The sequence below is a fragment of the Sphingomonas sp. DMC8 genome (assembly GCF_056314185.1).
On the sequence record NZ_JBQUYV010000008.1, the window covers coordinates 86968 to 102676 of the forward strand.

Here is a 15709-nt window from a genome sequence, read left to right on the forward strand (position 1 = left end):
GTCGGGGAATGGCAGTGACGGCTGGATTTGGGGATCGGCTTGCGGGCCTGCGCGTGGCGGTGCTGCTCCCCTGCTACAACGAAGAGGTGGCGATCGCCCGCACGGTCGAGGCGTTCCGCGCCAGCCTGCCGGGCGCGACCGTCTATGTGTACGACAACAACAGCGCCGACCGCACGATAGAGGTCGCCCGCGCCGCCGGGGCGGTGGTCCGCAGCGAGCGAATGCAGGGCAAGGGCAATGTCGTGCGCCGCATGTTCGCCGATATCGAGGCGGACGTGTATGTGCTCTCCGACGGCGACCTGACCTATGACGCCGCCGCCGCGCCGCTCCTGATCGAGCGGCTGCTCGACGAACAGCTCGACATGGTGGTGGGCGCGCGCAAGTCCGAAGTGGAACTGGCCTATCGACGCGGCCACCGGTTCGGCAACCGGATGCTCACCGGCATGCTGGCGCGGCTGTTCGGCCGCAGCTTCAGCGACATTCTCTCCGGCTACCGCGTCTTCTCGCGCCGGTTCGTGAAGAGCTTCCCGGTGCTGTCCTCGGGGTTCGAGATCGAGACCGAGATCAGCATCCACGCGCTGGAACTGCGCATGCCGGTGGCCGAGGTTGTGACTGCCTATGCCGCCCGGCCCGAGGGTTCGACCTCGAAGCTGTCCACCTATCGCGACGGCTGGCGCATCCTGCGCACGATTGTGAACCTGTTCCGGATCGAGCGGCCGATCCTGTTCTTCGGCAGCATCGGCGGCGTATTGGCGCTGCTCGCGCTCCTGCTCGCGGTGCCGCTGGCCGTAACCTACTGGCACACCGGCCAGGTGCCGCGCCTGCCGACGGCGGTGCTGGTGACGGGGCTGGCGATCGTCGCGACGCTGAGCGTCTTTACCGGGCTGATCCTCGACACGGTGGTGCGCGGCCGGCGCGAAGTGCGGCGGCTGGCCTATCTGGCCGTGCCGATCGTGCAAGGATAAATCCTCCCCGGCACGGGGAGGGGCACCATGATTACAACGCGCTGTCTCGCTCCCCTCCCTGGAAGGGAGGGGCCGGGGGTGGGTGCGCGCGTCCGCGCGCTTCGAAGACTCGTTTGCTCGGGGAAAGCGAGACCCGCCGCCCGAAGGCGGCGGACCCACCCCTAACCCCTCCCTTGCAGGGAGGGGAACTATCTCACCACCACACCTTCGGCCGCGCCGTGAAGCCCGCGCGCTGCTCGATCGCCAGGCCGGCGTTGAGCACGCCCTGCTCGTCGAACGGCTTGCCGATGATCTGCAGCCCCAGCGGCAGGCCCGCCGCGTCGAGCCCGCCCGGCACGCTCATCGCCGGCACGCCTGCCAGGCTCGCCGGCACCGTGAACACGTCGTTGAGGTACATCGCCAGCGGATCGACCTTCTCGCCCAGCCCGAACGCCGCGCTCGGCGCAGTCGGGGTCAGCAGCAGGTCGCACTGGCTCCAGGCATTGTCGAAGTCGCGCGCGATCAGCGTGCGGACCTTCTGCGCCTGGGTGTAATAGGCATCGTAAAAGCCGGCCGACAGCACATAGGTGCCGATCAGGATACGCCGCTTCACTTCGTCACCGAAGCCGGCGGCGCGGGTGGCAGCGTACATTTCGTGCAGGTTCTGGCCCTCGGCCAGCTCGCGCAGACCATAACGCACGCCGTCATAGCGCGAGAGGTTCGACGAAGCCTCGGCCGGCGCGATGATGTAATAGGCCGGCAGCGCATATTTGGTATGCGGCAGGCTGACCTCGACGATCTCGGCGCCGGCATCCTTCAGCCAGGCGATGCCCTGCTGCCACAGCGCCTCGATCTCGGCCGGCGTGCCATCCATGCGGTATTCGGCCGGAATGCCGACGCGCTTGCCGCGCAGATCGGCGGAAAGCCCGGCCTCCCAGTGCGGCACCGCCATGTCGAGCGAGGTCGAATCCTTGGGATCGAAGCCCGCCATCGCCTCGAGCAGGATCGCGCAGTCACGCACGTCGTGCGCCATCGGCCCCGGCTGGTCGAGCGAGGAGGCAAACGCCACCACGCCCCAGCGCGAGCAGCGGCCATAGGTCGGCTTGATACCCGAAATGCCAGTGAACGCCGCCGGCTGGCGGATCGAGCCGCCGGTGTCGGTGCCGGTCGCCGCCGGGCACAGGCGGGCGGCGATGGCCGCCGAGCTGCCGCCCGAGGAGCCGCCGGGCGCGAGCGGCGTGGTATCGCCCTCGCCCCGCCGCCACGGCGAGATCACATTGCCGAAATAGCTGGTCTCGTTCGACGAGCCCATCGCGAACTGGTCGAGATTGAGCTTGCCGAGCATGCCCGCGCCCGCTTCCCACAATTTGTGCGAGACGGTCGATTCATAGACCGGGGTGAAGCCTTCGAGGATGTGGCTGGCGGCGGTGGTCTGCACGCCCTTGGTGGCGAACAGATCCTTCATGCCGATCGGCACGCCGGCCAGCGGCTTCAGCGTCTCGCCCGCGGCGCGCGCCTTGTCGGCGGCATCGGCGGCGGCGAGCGCATGCTCGGGCGTCTCGACGATGAAGGCGTTGAGCGCCTTGGCACCGGCAACCGCCGCATTGAACGCCTCGGCCACTTCGCGCGCCGAAAATTCGCCGTCGCGCACGCCGTTGCGAATGGCGGCGACGCCCAGATCAGTCAGCGCGCTCATTCCACCACCTTCGGAACCGTGAAGAAGCCATGTTCGCCCTGCGGCGCATTCGCCAGCACCGCATCGCGCTGGTTGCCATCCGTGATCACGTCGGCGCGCAGGCGCAGCGTGTTCGGGATCACCGCAGTCATCGGCGCGACATCGTGCGTGTCGACTTCGCCAAGCTGCTCGATCCAGCCGAGGATGTTGTTGAGTTCGGGCGCGAGGCGCTCGGCTTCGGCGTCGCTGATCGCGATGCGCGCCAGATTCGCCACTTTCTTCACGGTTGCGGTATCTACGGACATGGCCTGCGCCTATCAGCCGCGCCGCGCCCCTTCAAGCGCCTGCGGTTGCAGATCGCGCATCAAGGTGCTTGCGGTTGCATCCTTCGCACGCAACACTGACCGGAACGCGATTGCGTCCCCGCCTGTTTATGCTGCAATGCACAATGGAGAGGCCGATTGGCCCGGAAATTCCTCTATGCGGTTGCGATCCTGATCATGCTCGGCGTTGCTTCCATGTTTGCCTACCGGCTCTACGGCGTGCAGCTGTTGCGCCAGTTCATGGTGCCTTCGGCGGCGGTGGTCGATCTGCCGCCCGCCTCGCCGCGCAGCTATGCCCGCGCCGACATGTGGATTGCCCGGCCCGACAAGCCCGGCAACCCCGCGCTCTGGACTCCCGCCGGCCACAGCCCGGCGACGGCGCCCAAGGCCGCGCTGTTCTTCATCCACCCCACTTCGTTCCTCGACAACCAGCGCTGGAACGCGCCGCTCGACAATGTCGATGCCAATAACCGCGCCGCGCTGTTCCTGCGCGGCCAGGCGAGCGCGTTCAACGACGTGGCGGCTATCTGGGCGCCGCGCTATCGGCAGGCGACCTTCGGCGCCTTCCTGACCAGCAAGACGCAGGCGCAACAGGCGCTCGACTTCGCCTATCGCGACGTGCTGGCGGCGTTCGAGGAGTTTCTGCACGAAGCCGGCGACCGGCCGATCATCCTGGCCGGCCACAGCCAGGGCGCGCTCCATCTCGCGCGGCTGCTGGCCGAGCGAGTCGCGGGCACCCCGCTCCAGCAGCGCGTGGTTGCCGCCTATGTCGTCGGCTGGCCGGTCTCGCTGACCGCCGACCTGCCGAAAATGGGCCTGCCCGCCTGCACTCGCCCCGACCAGCCCGGCTGTATCCTGTCGTGGCAAAGCTTCGCCGAGCCAGCCGATCCGGCACTGATCGTCGACACGTTCGACGCGACCACCGGCTTCACCGGCAAGCCGCGCGCCGGCACGAAGATGCTGTGCACCAACCCGATCACCGGCAAGCCCGACGACAGCGCGCCCGCCAGCGCCAATCTGGGTGCGCTGATCCCGGACCTGAACCTGCAATCGGCGCATCTGGAGGCCGGGCGCATCCCGGCGCGCTGCGAAGGCCGCGGCATCCTGACCATCGGCACCTCGCCCCCCGATTTCGGCCAATATGTGCTGCCGGGGAACAACTATCATGTGTTCGACTACAGCCTGTTCTGGGCCAATATCCGCATGGATGCCGCGCGGCGGCTGGCGGCGTTCGAGGCGCGGAAGGGGTAAGGGCAGCGAGAGCCGGCACCTTGCAGATAGCAAAATGTTCCCCATATGTTCGGAATCTCTCCGTTTGGGAGCACGCTCTTTGAACCCGTGAGAACCAGCATCCTAGCGCGCACGCGCGCGAGCCTGAACTTCCTGAACTTCACGAATCGCGCAGGGACAACAATCCTCCCCCGCCAGGGGGAGGTGGCGCCGAAGGCGACGGAGGGGGCGGTCTGCGACCAACCAGCCATGTGCTTCCTCCCCCTCCGTCAGGCTGAGCCTGACACCTCCCCCCGGCGGGGGAGGATCGAGAGAGGCTGTCCCAAGCCCGGCGCACCCGACCACCGCCCCCACGCGGCGAAACACGCGCGCGAGCCTAAACTTCCTAAACTTCACCTACCCGCACCGTCGCAACTTCCCGCCAAAAGGCACTCGCATTCGGCTCTATCACTCCCCTCCCTGCCTTGCAGGGAGGGGCTGGGGGTGGGTCCGCCGCCATCGGCGGCGGGACTTGCTGTCGACCAGGCATGTAGAGCTTCGTAGCGCGCAGACGCGCGCACCCACCCCCGCCCCCTCCCTTGCAGGGAGGGGAGTTACAGGCGGAATGCGATTCACTGCGCGCGAGCCTAAACTTCCTAAACTTTGGAGATCGTGCAGATACGCCCTCACGCCGCGATCGGGGTGCGGACCCGGCCGGCGGCAATGGCCTGCCGGGCCAGGCTGTCGGCGGCGGCATGGGGTGCCAGGCCGTGCGCCTCGGCATGGTCGAGCACCGCCGCCAGCCGCTCGCCCGTCGCCTCGACCCGGGCCGCTACCTCGTCCGACGCCCAGCCGAGATACTCCCCGGCGACGTTGATGATCCCGCCCGCATTCACGACATAGTCGGGCGCATAGAGAATGCCGCGCCGCGCCAGCCGCTCGCCATCCTCGGGCGTCGCAAGCTGGTTGTTGGCGGCGCCGCACACTATGGCCGCCCGCACGGCATCGACCGAGCCGGCGTGGAACACCCCGCCCAGCGCGCAGGGCGCCAGGATGTCAGCGCGGGCCGCCAGCACCTGACTGGTCGAGGCGACTTCGGCGCCGGTCGCCACGGCGACATGTGCCACCCGGTCCGAATCGACATCGGCAACGATCAGCCGGGCACCGGCCGCGTGGAGCAGATGCGCCAGCGCCTCGCCGACATGGCCGACGCCCTGGATCGCCACGGTGCATTCGCCCAGTTCGCGGCCGAGCTGACGGCGGGCGGCATGGGCCATCGCCACGAACACGCCGCGCGCCGTATGCGGCGACGGATCGCCCCCCGGACGCCCGCTGCGCTGCGCCAGCCCGGCGACATGGCGCGTTTCCCCCGCCACCACTTCCATGTCGGCGACGCTGGTGCCGACATCCTCGGCAGTGACATAGCGCCCCTCCAGCCGGGCAACGGCGCGGCCAAAGGCGCGGAACAGCTTCACCCGGTCGAAATTTCCCGCCGGCCGCCGCAGCACTGCCTTGGCCCCGCCCAGCGGCAGGCCGGCCATCGCGTTCTTGTAGCTCATGCCCTCGGCCAGCCGCGCGGCGTCTGCGAATGCCGCCTGGCCATCGGCATAGTGCCACAGCCGGCAACCGCCGGCGCCCGGCCCCAGCACGGTCGAGTGAATCGCGATCACCCCGTCGAGGCCCGCCTCCGCATCGTTGAGCACCAGCACCTCGTCGACCGGGCTGTCGCCCTGCACCCGCACCACCATTTTCGATTCCTCCATCAGCGATGCGGGCAATGTGGCAGGGGTAACGGGGTGATGCTTGCCTGATTGTCCGGAACTCCCGACGATTATGGGTTAAATTTTCCACTCTTTCGCGATAAGTGGAAAAATATGATCGATCTCGATGCGCAGGAGCGCAAAATTCTTCGCGAATTGCAGCGCAACGCGAGCCTGACCACCGCCGAGCTGGCCGAGCGGATCGGCTTGTCCCCCTCCCCCTGCTGGCGCCGCGTCGACCGGCTCGAGCGCGAAGGGGTGATCCGCAAGCGGGTGGCGCTGGTCGACCGGCGGCAGGTGGGGCTGAACGCCCATATCTTCGCCCAGGTGAAGCTCAACGCGCATGGCCGCGCCAATCTCGACGAGTTCAGCGCGGCGATTCGCGGCTTTCCCGAAGTGCTCGATGCCTATGTGCTGATGGGGACGGTCGACTTCATGCTGCGCATCGTTGCTCAGGACATTGACGCCTATGAGCGCTTCTTCTTTGAAAAGCTTAGCAAATTGCCCGGCGTGCAGGAAATCAACTCGATCGTCGCGCTGTCGGAGATCAAGTCGACCACCGAATTGCCGATCTGAACGCTCGCACCGCGCCGCCACGCACCGTATAGCGGCCGGGTGATCACCACCGTTCCCAGCGAGTTCCGCGCCGCGCTGCCCGAAGGCGGGCGCCTGATCGGCCTTGATGTCGGCACCAAGACGATCGGCACCGCGCTGTGCGATGCCGGCTGGAGCTTCGCCAGCCCCGCCCTGCTGATTCGCCGCACCAAGTTCACCAAGGACAAGGCGGCGCTCGCCGAACTGATCGCCGCGCAGGCGGTGCGCGGCATGGTGATCGGCCTGCCGCTCAATCTGGACGGCACCGACAGCCCGCGCACCCAGTCGACGCGCGCCTTCGCCCGCAATGTCGCCGATATGGGCCTGCCGATCCTGATGTGGGACGAACGATGGTCCACCGTCGCGGTCGAGCGCACGCTGATCGAGCAGGACGCCAGCCGCGCCAAACGGGCCGAGCTGATCGACAAGATGGCCGCCGCCTATATCCTTCAGGGTGCGATCGACGGTCTGGTCAACGCCTGACCTTGCGCCCGGCCGCGCCGGGGTCTAGGCGACGGCTTTAATGCACACCTCCGATCATCGCCCCGGTGCCCAGATACAGGGCAGCGCCGTTTTCCCGCACCGGCACCTCACCGGCATTTCGGGACTCCAGCCGCACGAGATCATGTTCCTGCTCGACGAGGCGGAACAATGGGTCGAGGCAAACCGCAGCCGCGCCAAGAGCGACAAAAGGCTGGAGGGGCTCACCCAGATCAACGCCTTTTTCGAGAACTCGACGCGGACGCTCCTGTCGTTCGAGATCGCCGGCAAGCGGCTGGGCGCCGATGTCGTCAACATGCATGCCGCCCAGAGCAGCGTGAAGAAGGGCGAGACGCTGATCGACACGGCCGTCACCCTGAATGCGATGCGGGCGGACGTGATCGTGATCCGCCACGCCAGCTCGGGTGCGGTACGGCTGATTGCCGACAAGGTCGATTGCCCGGTGCTCAACGCCGGCGACGGCTGGCACGAACACCCCACCCAGGCACTGCTCGACGCGCTCACCATCCGGAGACGTCGCGGATCGGTGGCGGGGCAGCGCGTGGTGATCTGCGGCGATATTCTGCACAGCCGGGTGGCGCGCTCGAACATCCTGGCGCTGACGGCGCTGGCGGCCGAGGTGCGGGTGGTGGCGCCTTCCACGCTGATGCCGCCGGCGATGGACCGGATGTTCGTCACGCCTTTCACCGACTTCGACGCCGCACTGGAGGGCGCCGATGTGGTGATGATGCTGCGCGTCCAGAACGAGCGGATGGCCGGCGGCTATATCCCCTCCACCCGCGAGTTCCACATGCGCTACGGCCTCACCACTGAGCGCCTCGCCCGCGCCAAGCCCGATGCGCTGGTGATGCACCCCGGCCCGATGAACCGCGGGGTCGAGATCGACTCGATCGTCGCCGATCACAAGGAACGCAGCGCGATTACCGAGCAGGTGGAAATGGGCGTGGCGGTGCGCATGGCCTGCCTCGACGTGCTGACCCGACGAGCACGCGGTGTGGAGGGCTGGGCATGAGCAACATCCTGTTCCGCAATGCCCGGCTGGTCTGTCCGCAGGGCGGCATCTCCGAAGGCGACCTGCTGGTCCAGGGCGAAACCATCGCTGCCGTGGGCGCAGTGGATGCCCCGGCCGATGCCGAGGTGATCGACGCCGGCGGGCGCGTGCTTGCCCCTGCCCTAATCGATCTGGGCGTGTTCGCTGTCGACAAGGCGGCGTGCCGGTTCGGCGGCATCGCCCGCGTCGGCCTGATGCCCGATCAGTCGCCGGTGCTCGACGATCCCGGCATCGTCCGCCGCGCCGCGCTGTCGGGCAAGCCGGAGCTGTGGGTGCATCCGCTGGCCGCCGCCACGCGCGGGCTGGCGGGCGAGGATCTGGGCGAAATCGCGATCAATGCTTCGGCTGGCGCCCGTGCGGTGGCGACCGGGCGACGCTGGATCGCCAATACCGGCACGATGCGAAAGGTGCTGCTCTACGCCCGCGACCTGAACCTGACCGTCGTCGCCCATGCCGAGGATGGCGGGCTGGCCGACGGCACGGTGGCGACGGCGGGCGAGACCGCGGCGCGGCTGGGTCTGCCCAGCGCCCCCGCCATTGCCGAGGCACTGGCGATCGGCCGCGACCTGATGCTGGCGGAGGAAACCGGCGCTCGACTGCATTTCCGCCAGGTGACGACCGCGGCGGGTTTCGACCTGATACGCGCGGCGAAGCGCCGGGGCGTGAAGGTGACGTGCGGCATTACCCCTGCGCATCTGCTGCTGTCGGACATTGCGGTCAGCGATTTCCGTACCTTTGCCCGCCTCTCTCCGCCACTGCGCGACGAGAGTGACCGGCAGGCAGCGCTGGCGGCGGTGGCCGACGGAACGGTGGATGTCATCGCCTCGGGCCACGATCCGCGCGGCCCCGAAGCCAAGCGCCTGCCCTTCGCGGATGCCGAGCCCGGCATGGCCGGTGCGGAAACGCTGCTGGCCCTTTCGCTCACGCTGGTGCGCGACGGGCATGTGACGCTCGACCGGCTGTTCACGCTGCTAGCCGGCAATCCGGCCAGGATTCTGGGGCTGGAAAGCGGCGTGCTGCAGGCCGGCATGCCCGCCGACCTGATCCTGCTCGATCCGGAAACGCCCTGGGTTATCGACGCGCGGCGCATGAATGCCCGGGCCGGCAACACCCCGTTCGACCGTCTGCCGACGCAAGGCCGGGTATTGCAGCTCTACAAGGGTGGTTCGCTGGTCGGGTGAACCACCCCCGACCGAAGCCGGGGGGGCAGGGAGAACTCAGCGCGAGGCGAGTTGCGCGCCGCCCTGCTTGAACCAGCGGGCGACCGCATCGCCGGCCTGCACACGCACAAAGCAGGTGCCGCCGCCGCTGCGCACCTTCTGGCACAGCGCGACGGCGTCGTTGCGGGCAAAGCCGCCGACGGACAGGCGATAGAAGCTGCCGGCCTTGGTCGAAACCGCGGCGCCTTGCGGGGCGTGCCCGCCCAGCGCCGGCACGCGCTGCGCCAGACGGCGCCACGAATCGCGAGCGACCGCAGCGTTCTGATAGGCGCCGAGCTGCACGAAGAAATTGCCGGCAGCGAGGCGCGTGGGCTTGTCCGGCGACGGGGTGCTGGCAAGGGCTGCCGGCTTGGCCGGGACCGGCCGTGCCGCAGCGCGAACCCGAACCTGCTCCACCACTTCGCGGCGCGGTGCGAAATCTACCGGCGCGGGCGTGGCTGCCGAAGCAACCGCAACGGGCGCCGGCGTGGTTTCAGCGGCGGGAGTAGCCTGCGGCGCCGGTGCAGCGTCAGCAAGCAGCGTTTCGGCAGGCTGTGCCGCCGGCGTCGGCACCGGCTGGTTGGCGGCAACGCCGACATTGGGCTGGCTCGCCAGCGCTAGTGCGACGGGCTGACCGGGGTCCTGCACGGCCCGTACGCCAAGCAACGCGGCAACCTGGTCATAAGCATTGGTCGGCTGTGCGAAGCTTGCCCATTGCATCAGCCGCGCTTGCAACTGATCGGGCGGCACATCGGTCGCGGCGACGGCCTTGGCTTCCGGCCAGCGCCCGGACAGCGCCAGAGCAAGAGCGAGGTTCTGCCGAGTCTTGGCGGTCGCGCTCGGATCGCGGGCGGCCTGAGTCAAAATCTCGACGGCGCCGACGGGATCGCCGGCCAGCGCCAGCGCCAGCCCGCGATCGCTCGCCGGAATGCGCTCGGCATGGCTTTGCAGCATCGTCCGCGCACCCGCCCAGTCGCCCTGGGCGATCTTCGCCAGCGTCAGATTGAGCGCGACGCGGCCATCTTCCGGGCTGAGGGTCAGGGCATCGGTCAGCGCCTGTCCCGCCGCGGTAAAGCGACCGGCAAGCAGATAGGACTGGCCGAGCAGCGCGCGATAATCCGGGTTCTGCGGATCGTTCGCCACCGCCACTTCGGCCTGCGCAACAGCCTGCGCGCCCTTGTGCTTGGCGAGTGCCTTGCGCGCCTGCCTGGCTGCCTCCGCGGCTTTCTTCGCATTGGGAGCCACGGCGGCAAAGGCATGGCCCTGCAGCGCAACTCCGGTGGCGGCAGTCCCGCCCAGCGCGAGAATGCCCGCGCCGGCCCAGAGCATGATATGGCGGTTCATCGTCACTTCCTTACCCATGATCCTTGCCGACCTGACGCGCCAGCGCGTCCACTTCGGCGATGGTTTTGAGGAACGCATCGAGTGCTTCGGTCACGAGCTGCTGCGCCGAGCGGTTGGTCACCGCCGAAGCCAGACGCAGGCGAAGATGGCGATCCGTGTCGAGCCGCAGCGTGAAGGCGGCCTTGCTCTTCTTGGCCCGCACTTCGCGGACCACGCGCTCGACGATCTGTTTGGATATCGTCGGGGCCGGCGCTGCGCGTTCGGCAACCAGCGTAGTTTCCACAGACTCCGGGTCGGGCGCGGACTGGGCGAGCGTGCGATCCAGCACCTCGCGCTGGCGCAGCACCATGGGCCGGGACGCGGGAGTGGCGGACTGAGCGGGCGCCGGCGCGACCGGCGGCAGCGCGGGCACATCGAACCCCATGTCGTTCCAGCCAAGATCTTCCGGCGCGCTGCCCGACAAATTCAGGAAGCCCTGGGGTCGCATGGCCGGGCGCGCCTGACCCTTGCGGGCCAGCAGGCTGGAGGACAGCGAAGCGGTGGGCTTGGGAGTGCCGATCATCGCCCGCTCCTCAGCTCACGACGCGACGGCCGAAGCCGCTTGCCGGGCGTGCGCCTCCGAACGCGGCGGTCGCGGCGGGCGCCGCGAAGACAGTACGGCGAAAGTTCTTTTCCAGCCGGTCCGAGATGTAATTCCACAGCGCCGCGACCTCGGCGGCGGATTTGCCCTTCGGATCGACTTCCATCACCGTCCGGCCGTCGATCATCGATGCTGCGAAGTCAGTCCGGTGGTGCAACGTGACCGGCGCGACGGTACCGTGCTGCGAAAGCGCCACGGCTGCCTCCGAGGTGATTCGTGCCTTGGGCGTCGCAGCATTGACGACGAAGATCAGCGGCTTGCCGGCGCGTTCGCAAAGATCGACCGTCGCCCCCACGGCGCGCAGATCGTGCGGGCTCGGCCGCGTCGGGATGACGATCAGCTCCGCCACCTGGATCACGCTCTGGATCGCCATCGTAATGGCGGGCGGCGTATCGATCACCGCCAGGCGGAAGCCCTGCTGGCGCAGCACCTCCAGATCGGAGGCAAGCCGCGCTACCGTCGTCTGTGCAAAGGCCGGGAAATCGGTATCACGCTCGTTCCACCAATCGGACAGCGAGCCCTGCGGATCGATGTCGATCAGCACGACCGGCCCTTGCCCCGACAGCTGCGCCTGCACGGCCAGATGTCCGGAAAGCGTGGTCTTGCCGGACCCGCCTTTCTGCGATGCCATCGCCAGTACGCGCATGAACCCCCTCGAACCTCCGGTTACTGCAATGTGCGGGATGCCATGCCGGCCGATAAGAAGAGGTTAACGGCACCGGCGCCACTGAATGCCGCCGCCGCACGCAGAGGGGAATCTTCCCCAACCTTTGGTTAACTGGCATTGGGGATATTCGGGACGAAGGAGACGCGGGGGAATGCAGGTACTCACCTTGGCGATTGCGGGGGGCGCGCTGCTTTTCGGCACGCCGGCAGCGACCGGGACTCAGCAGGCGACACCGGCGCAAGGGCAGCCGGGCGCCGACGATCCGGTAAAGGCAGGCGTGGAGGCCTATCAGCGCGGCGACTACAAGACTGCCGTCGCCCGCTGGCGCGCCGCCGCCGCGCACAACGATCCCGATGCGCAGTTCAACCTGGGGCAGGCCTACAAATCCGGCAACGGCGTTCCCGTCGACCTGCGCGAGGCGGAGAAATGGTACGGCCTCGCGGCACGGCAGGGGCATGACCAGGCCGCCGACAATTACGGCCTTGCCCTGTTCGAGAACGGCAAGCGTGCCGAGGCGCTGCCCTGGCTGGAACGTGGCGCGGCGCACGGCGACCCGCGCGTCCAGTACATTCTCGGCATCATGCTGTTCAATGGCGATGCCGTCGCCAAGGACTGGATCCGTGCCTATGCGCTGATGACGCGCGCCGCCTCGACCGGCCTCGCACCGGCCACCCGGTCGCTCACCGAAATGGACAAATATATCCCCCTGGCCGATCGCCAGGCAGCCCAGACGCTGGCCCGGAAATACGAGGCGGATGCGAACAACCGCCCCACTCTGCCTCTACCGGCACCGGTAGCCACGACGCCTCCAGCCGTGGCAATGGCAAGAGGCCCGGCGCCGGCCCCCGCTCCGCGCCCAAGGCCAGCTGAGCCGGCGCGACCGGTTGCGGCGACACCGCGTCCTGCGCCCGCGCCTGCACCGATCGCGAGCGGGAACTGGCGCATTCAGCTCGGCGCCTTTGCCGAAGCGGGCAACGCCAACCGCCTCTGGACGCAGGTGCGCGGCCGCTTCCCGGGTCGTCAGCCTTACTATGTGAAGGCGGGCCGGCTCACCCGCCTGCTGGTCGGCCCCTATGCGAGCAAGGCGGAGGCAACGAAGGCGTGCAATGGGTTTAATCCCTGCGTGCCTGTCGCACCTTGATGGTGTAACGCACGGGAATGTCGATCTTCGCTCGCGCTTCCACTTCGCTGTTACTTTTGTTCAGCGCCGTACCCGCACTCGCCCAGAGCGATGACGACAGCGACGCCCCGCGCCGCACGCGCATATCGCTCGGCGCCCAGCTCGCGCCCAAATTTCCGGGTGCGGACTTCGAGCGGGTCCGCCCGCTGATCGACGTAGCGACCGCGCACGGCGACGATCCGTTTCCATTCGAGCCGGCCGACGAAAGCACCGGCTTCGCGCTCTACTCCCGGGCCGGGCTGGAGATCGGCCCGGTGTTCAACATCCAGGGCAGCCGCCGCCGCAACGACGTCCACGCCAATATCGACGAAGTCGTCCCGACCGTCGAGCTGGGCGGCTCGGTCGGCTACTGGGTTGCCCCCCAGTTTCGCGCCTATGCCGAGCTGCGCCGAGGCGTGAACGGCCATGACGGGCTGATCAGCGACATCGGGCTGGACTATGTAATGCGCGACGGGGACCGCTGGCTGGTTTCGATCGGCCCACGCTTTGCCCTGTCGGATGCCCAGTATCGCCGCGCCTATTTCGGCGTGTCAGCGCGTGCGGCGGCCGCCACCGGGCTGCCTACCTATTTAGCCGGCGGCGATCCGCTGCACGGCGTGGGGGTTGCCACCACGATTCTTTACCAGCTCACGCCGCGCTTCGGAATCTACAGCTATGCCGCCGCCAAGCGACTGGTGGGCGATGCTGCCGATTCGCCGCTGGTGCGCCGCTATGGCTCACGCAACCAGCTATGGGGCGGCGTGGCGCTCAGCGTCACCTTCGGCAAGGGCGTGCGCTAGGCGCCAGTCACCCAGTCCGCCCGCGCAATGCCCTGCGCATACAGCAAGCCAGTCAGGTCGCCATGGTCCACACGCGCACCGGCAGCCGCTGCGACTATTGGCTTGGCGTGATACGCAACGCCCAGCCCTGCCTTGCGGATCATCGCCAGGTCGTTGGCGCCGTCGCCCACCGCCATGGTCTGCTCCGGTGAGAGGCCCAGCTCAGCCATCACGCCGAGCAGCGTGACTTCCTTGGTGTTGCTGTCGACGATCGGCTTGGTGACGGTGCCGGTCAGCGCTCCATCGGCAATCTCCAGCCGGTTGGCGATCACCCGGTTGAACCCGATCCGCGCGCCCACGGGCTCAGCAAAGCGGGTGAAGCCGCCCGAAACAAGAATGCAATGCGCCCCCCGCGCCCGCATCGTCTGCACCAGCGCCACGGCACCGGGCATCAGTCGCACCCGCTCATCAAGGCAGCGGTCGATCGCGCTTTCAGACAGGCCCTTGAGCAGCGCAACACGTGCATCAAGCGCCGCGGCGAAGTCGAGCTCGCCGCGCATCGCACGCTCCGTCACTTCGGCGATCTGCGGCTTGATGCCGGCATAATCGGCCAGCTCGTCGATGCACTCGACGGTGATCATCGTGGAATCCATGTCGGCCACCAGCAGCGCCTTGGCGCGCCCTGCCTCGGGCTGCACGATCACATCGGCCCCGGCAACGCTGCCTTCCAGCGCCGCTCGCGCCGCATCGGGATGATGGGCAAAGGACAGGTCCGCCGCAATGCCCTCGTCGATCCAGCGCCACCCGCCGGGGGCGCAATGCACCGATGCCAGCCGATCGGCGGCTTCGTTCAGCTGCCCAGCCGTGAGACCTTCTGCTATCAGCGTCGCAATGAACATGACTTCCCCAGGATTACCGCGCGTCGCGCTCATTGCAGGGCCGACGGCAAGCGGCAAGTCCGCGCTGGCACTCGCGCTGGCGGAAAAACATCGCGGCACGGTGATCAACGCCGACTCCATGCAGGTCTATGCCGATCTGCGCATTCTAACCGCACGGCCAAGCATGGAGGAGGAAGCGCGCGTGCCGCACCGGCTGTTCGGCCATATCGACGGCGCGGAAGCCTGCTCGGCGGCGCGCTGGGCAGCGGAAGCGCGCGCCGCGATCGATGAAGCGCATGAAGGCAGCCGTCTGCCCATTCTGGTCGGTGGCACCGGACTCTATCTGCGCACGCTGATCGAAGGCATCGCACCCGTGCCGGAAATCGATCCTGCCATTCGCGCCGAGGTCCGCGCGCTGCCGGTTGCAGAGGCCCATGCTGCGCTGGCCGCGCTGGACCCGGAAGCCGCCACCCGCCTGAAGCCCGCCGATACAAGCCGCACCGCCCGCGCGCTGGAAGTCGTGCGCTCAACCGGCAGGCCACTGGCAGAGTGGCAGGCGCAGCGGGAGGGCGGGATCGGCGACCGCATCCGCCTCGCCGCGCTGATTCTGCTACCCGATCGCGCCTGGCTGGGTGAGCGGATCGACCGGCGCTTTGCGACGATGCTGGACGCGGGCCGCAACGAGGCAAGTGCGCTGCTCGCCCGCGCTGATGTTCCCGCCGACGCCCCGGTTCTGCGTGCGATAGGTGTCGCCGAAACGGCAAAGCTTCTGTCCGGCGCCTGGAATATGGCCGAAGCGTCGCGCGCGGGCTCGCTCGCGACGCGACAATATGCCAAACGGCAATACACTTGGTTCCGTCGTCAGCCCCCGGAGAGCTGGGAGCGAACAACGGAGACAGATACGATCGCTAATCTCGTAAAGATTGAAAGAAAATTGTTCAATTAGAGGTTGACGTATCATTTTCGTACCGTTAGCAGCGCGGTCC

The 15709-nt window shown here is 68.0% G+C and carries 16 protein-coding genes; 9 read left to right on the forward strand and 7 right to left on the reverse strand.

The genetic code is table 11. From position 1 onward, the window contains the following. Positions 1-8: 8 nt before the first annotated feature. Entirely contained in the window at positions 9-965 is a 957-nt protein-coding gene (locus tag ACT53K_RS16415) for a glycosyltransferase family 2 protein (protein ID WP_476229793.1), read from the forward strand. Positions 966-1158: 193 nt separating this feature from the next. On the opposite strand, the gene gatA is transcribed toward ACT53K_RS16415, so the two are convergent. Continuing rightward, the gene (gene gatA, locus ACT53K_RS16420) at positions 1159-2640 is read right to left on the reverse strand and encodes an Asp-tRNA(Asn)/Glu-tRNA(Gln) amidotransferase subunit GatA (RefSeq protein ID WP_476229794.1); all 1482 of its coding nucleotides are present in this window, start codon (positions 2638-2640) and stop codon (positions 1159-1161) included. Next, entirely contained in the window at positions 2637-2924 is a 288-nt protein-coding gene (gene gatC / locus ACT53K_RS16425; RefSeq protein ID WP_476229795.1) for an Asp-tRNA(Asn)/Glu-tRNA(Gln) amidotransferase subunit GatC, read from the reverse strand. The genes gatA and gatC overlap by 4 nt, the downstream gene beginning before the upstream one ends. 156 nt (positions 2925-3080) lie before the next feature. On the opposite strand from gatC, the gene ACT53K_RS16430 reads away from it, so the two are divergent. Then, on the forward strand, positions 3081-4193 hold the full coding sequence (locus ACT53K_RS16430; RefSeq protein ID WP_476229796.1) for a DUF3089 domain-containing protein: 1113 nt from the start codon (positions 3081-3083) through the stop codon (positions 4191-4193). Positions 4194-4837: 644 nt separating this feature from the next. Here the strand turns inward: ACT53K_RS16430 and ACT53K_RS16435 are convergent. After that, a complete protein-coding gene (locus ACT53K_RS16435; protein ID WP_476229797.1) occupies positions 4838-5899 on the reverse strand; it encodes a Glu/Leu/Phe/Val family dehydrogenase in 1062 nt (353 codons plus the stop codon). A 126-nt stretch (positions 5900-6025) separates the two neighbouring features. Here ACT53K_RS16435 and ACT53K_RS16440 point away from each other — a divergent pair, with 126 nt between their 5' ends. From ACT53K_RS16440 to ACT53K_RS16455, 4 genes are read left to right on the forward strand one after another with little or no spacing between them, the layout of a single operon-like run. Then, the gene (locus ACT53K_RS16440) at positions 6026-6487 is read left to right on the forward strand and encodes an Lrp/AsnC family transcriptional regulator (RefSeq protein ID WP_476229798.1); all 462 of its coding nucleotides are present in this window, start codon (positions 6026-6028) and stop codon (positions 6485-6487) included. 39 nt (positions 6488-6526) lie between these two features. After that, positions 6527-6988 carry a Holliday junction resolvase RuvX gene (ruvX, locus tag ACT53K_RS16445; RefSeq protein ID WP_476229799.1) on the forward strand — a complete coding sequence of 154 codons (462 nt, stop codon included), beginning with the start codon at positions 6527-6529 and terminating at the stop codon, positions 6986-6988. Positions 6989-7028: 40 nt separating this feature from the next. Continuing rightward, positions 7029-8018, forward strand: a complete 990-nt coding sequence (locus ACT53K_RS16450; RefSeq protein ID WP_476229800.1) for an aspartate carbamoyltransferase catalytic subunit — start codon at positions 7029-7031, stop codon at positions 8016-8018. Next, positions 8015-9238, forward strand: a complete 1224-nt coding sequence (locus ACT53K_RS16455) for a dihydroorotase (protein ID WP_476229801.1) — start codon at positions 8015-8017, stop codon at positions 9236-9238. The genes ACT53K_RS16450 and ACT53K_RS16455 overlap by 4 nt, the downstream gene beginning before the upstream one ends. 36 nt (positions 9239-9274) lie before the next feature. On the opposite strand, the gene ACT53K_RS16460 is transcribed toward ACT53K_RS16455, so the two are convergent. From ACT53K_RS16460 to ACT53K_RS16470, 3 genes are read right to left on the reverse strand one after another with little or no spacing between them, the layout of a single operon-like run. After that, entirely contained in the window at positions 9275-10600 is a 1326-nt protein-coding gene (locus tag ACT53K_RS16460; RefSeq protein ID WP_476229802.1) for an SPOR domain-containing protein, read from the reverse strand. A gap of 10 nt (positions 10601-10610) precedes the next feature. Continuing rightward, positions 10611-11159: a hypothetical protein gene (locus ACT53K_RS16465; RefSeq protein WP_476229867.1), complete on the reverse strand. Its 549-nt coding sequence runs from the start codon at positions 11157-11159 to the stop codon at positions 10611-10613. A 13-nt stretch (positions 11160-11172) separates the two neighbouring features. Beyond that, on the reverse strand, positions 11173-11886 hold the full coding sequence (locus tag ACT53K_RS16470) for an AAA family ATPase (RefSeq protein ID WP_476229803.1): 714 nt from the start codon (positions 11884-11886) through the stop codon (positions 11173-11175). A 172-nt stretch (positions 11887-12058) separates the two neighbouring features. On the opposite strand from ACT53K_RS16470, the gene ACT53K_RS16475 reads away from it, so the two are divergent. Together ACT53K_RS16475 and ACT53K_RS16480 are read left to right on the forward strand one after the other, a co-directional pair. Further along, positions 12059-13048 (forward strand): SPOR domain-containing protein, encoded by a 990-nt coding sequence (locus ACT53K_RS16475; RefSeq protein ID WP_476229804.1) that lies wholly within the window; start codon positions 12059-12061, stop codon positions 13046-13048. A 17-nt stretch (positions 13049-13065) separates the two neighbouring features. After that, positions 13066-13866 carry a MipA/OmpV family protein gene (locus ACT53K_RS16480; protein WP_476229805.1) on the forward strand — a complete coding sequence of 267 codons (801 nt, stop codon included), beginning with the start codon at positions 13066-13068 and terminating at the stop codon, positions 13864-13866. Here the strand turns inward: ACT53K_RS16480 and serB are convergent. Beyond that, positions 13863-14744: a phosphoserine phosphatase SerB gene (serB, locus tag ACT53K_RS16485; RefSeq protein ID WP_476229806.1), complete on the reverse strand. Its 882-nt coding sequence runs from the start codon at positions 14742-14744 to the stop codon at positions 13863-13865. The genes ACT53K_RS16480 and serB overlap by 4 nt on opposite strands. On the opposite strand from serB, the gene miaA reads away from it, so the two are divergent. Continuing rightward, complete coding sequence (gene miaA, locus ACT53K_RS16490) at positions 14743-15669, forward strand: tRNA (adenosine(37)-N6)-dimethylallyltransferase MiaA (RefSeq protein WP_476229868.1); 927 nt, start codon at positions 14743-14745, stop codon at positions 15667-15669. The two genes, serB and miaA, sit on opposite strands and share 2 nt — an antisense overlap. Positions 15670-15709 lie beyond the last annotated feature (40 nt).

Bases quoted from the DNA above. Each gene is read 5' to 3' on its own strand.
- ACT53K_RS16415 (WP_476229793.1), top strand. From the start codon at position 9: ATGGCAGTGACGGCTGGATTTGGGGATCGGCTTGCGGGCCTGCGCGTG.
- gatA (WP_476229794.1), bottom strand. From the start codon at position 2,640: ATGAGCGCGCTGACTGATCTGGGCGTCGCCGCCATTCGCAACGGCGTG.
- gatC (WP_476229795.1), bottom strand. From the start codon at position 2,924: ATGTCCGTAGATACCGCAACCGTGAAGAAAGTGGCGAATCTGGCGCGC.
- ACT53K_RS16435 (WP_476229797.1), bottom strand. From the start codon at position 5,899: ATGGTGGTGCGGGTGCAGGGCGACAGCCCGGTCGACGAGGTGCTGGTG.
- ACT53K_RS16440 (WP_476229798.1), top strand. From the start codon at position 6,026: ATGATCGATCTCGATGCGCAGGAGCGCAAAATTCTTCGCGAATTGCAG.
- ACT53K_RS16450 (WP_476229800.1), top strand. From the start codon at position 7,029: ATGCACACCTCCGATCATCGCCCCGGTGCCCAGATACAGGGCAGCGCC.
- ACT53K_RS16455 (WP_476229801.1), top strand. From the start codon at position 8,015: ATGAGCAACATCCTGTTCCGCAATGCCCGGCTGGTCTGTCCGCAGGGC.
- ACT53K_RS16460 (WP_476229802.1), bottom strand. From the start codon at position 10,600: ATGAACCGCCATATCATGCTCTGGGCCGGCGCGGGCATTCTCGCGCTG.
- ACT53K_RS16470 (WP_476229803.1), bottom strand. From the start codon at position 11,886: ATGCGCGTACTGGCGATGGCATCGCAGAAAGGCGGGTCCGGCAAGACC.
- ACT53K_RS16475 (WP_476229804.1), top strand. From the start codon at position 12,059: ATGCAGGTACTCACCTTGGCGATTGCGGGGGGCGCGCTGCTTTTCGGC.
- ACT53K_RS16480 (WP_476229805.1), top strand. From the start codon at position 13,066: ATGTCGATCTTCGCTCGCGCTTCCACTTCGCTGTTACTTTTGTTCAGC.
- miaA (WP_476229868.1), top strand. From the start codon at position 14,743: ATGACTTCCCCAGGATTACCGCGCGTCGCGCTCATTGCAGGGCCGACG.
- serB (WP_476229806.1), bottom strand. From the start codon at position 14,744: ATGTTCATTGCGACGCTGATAGCAGAAGGTCTCACGGCTGGGCAGCTG.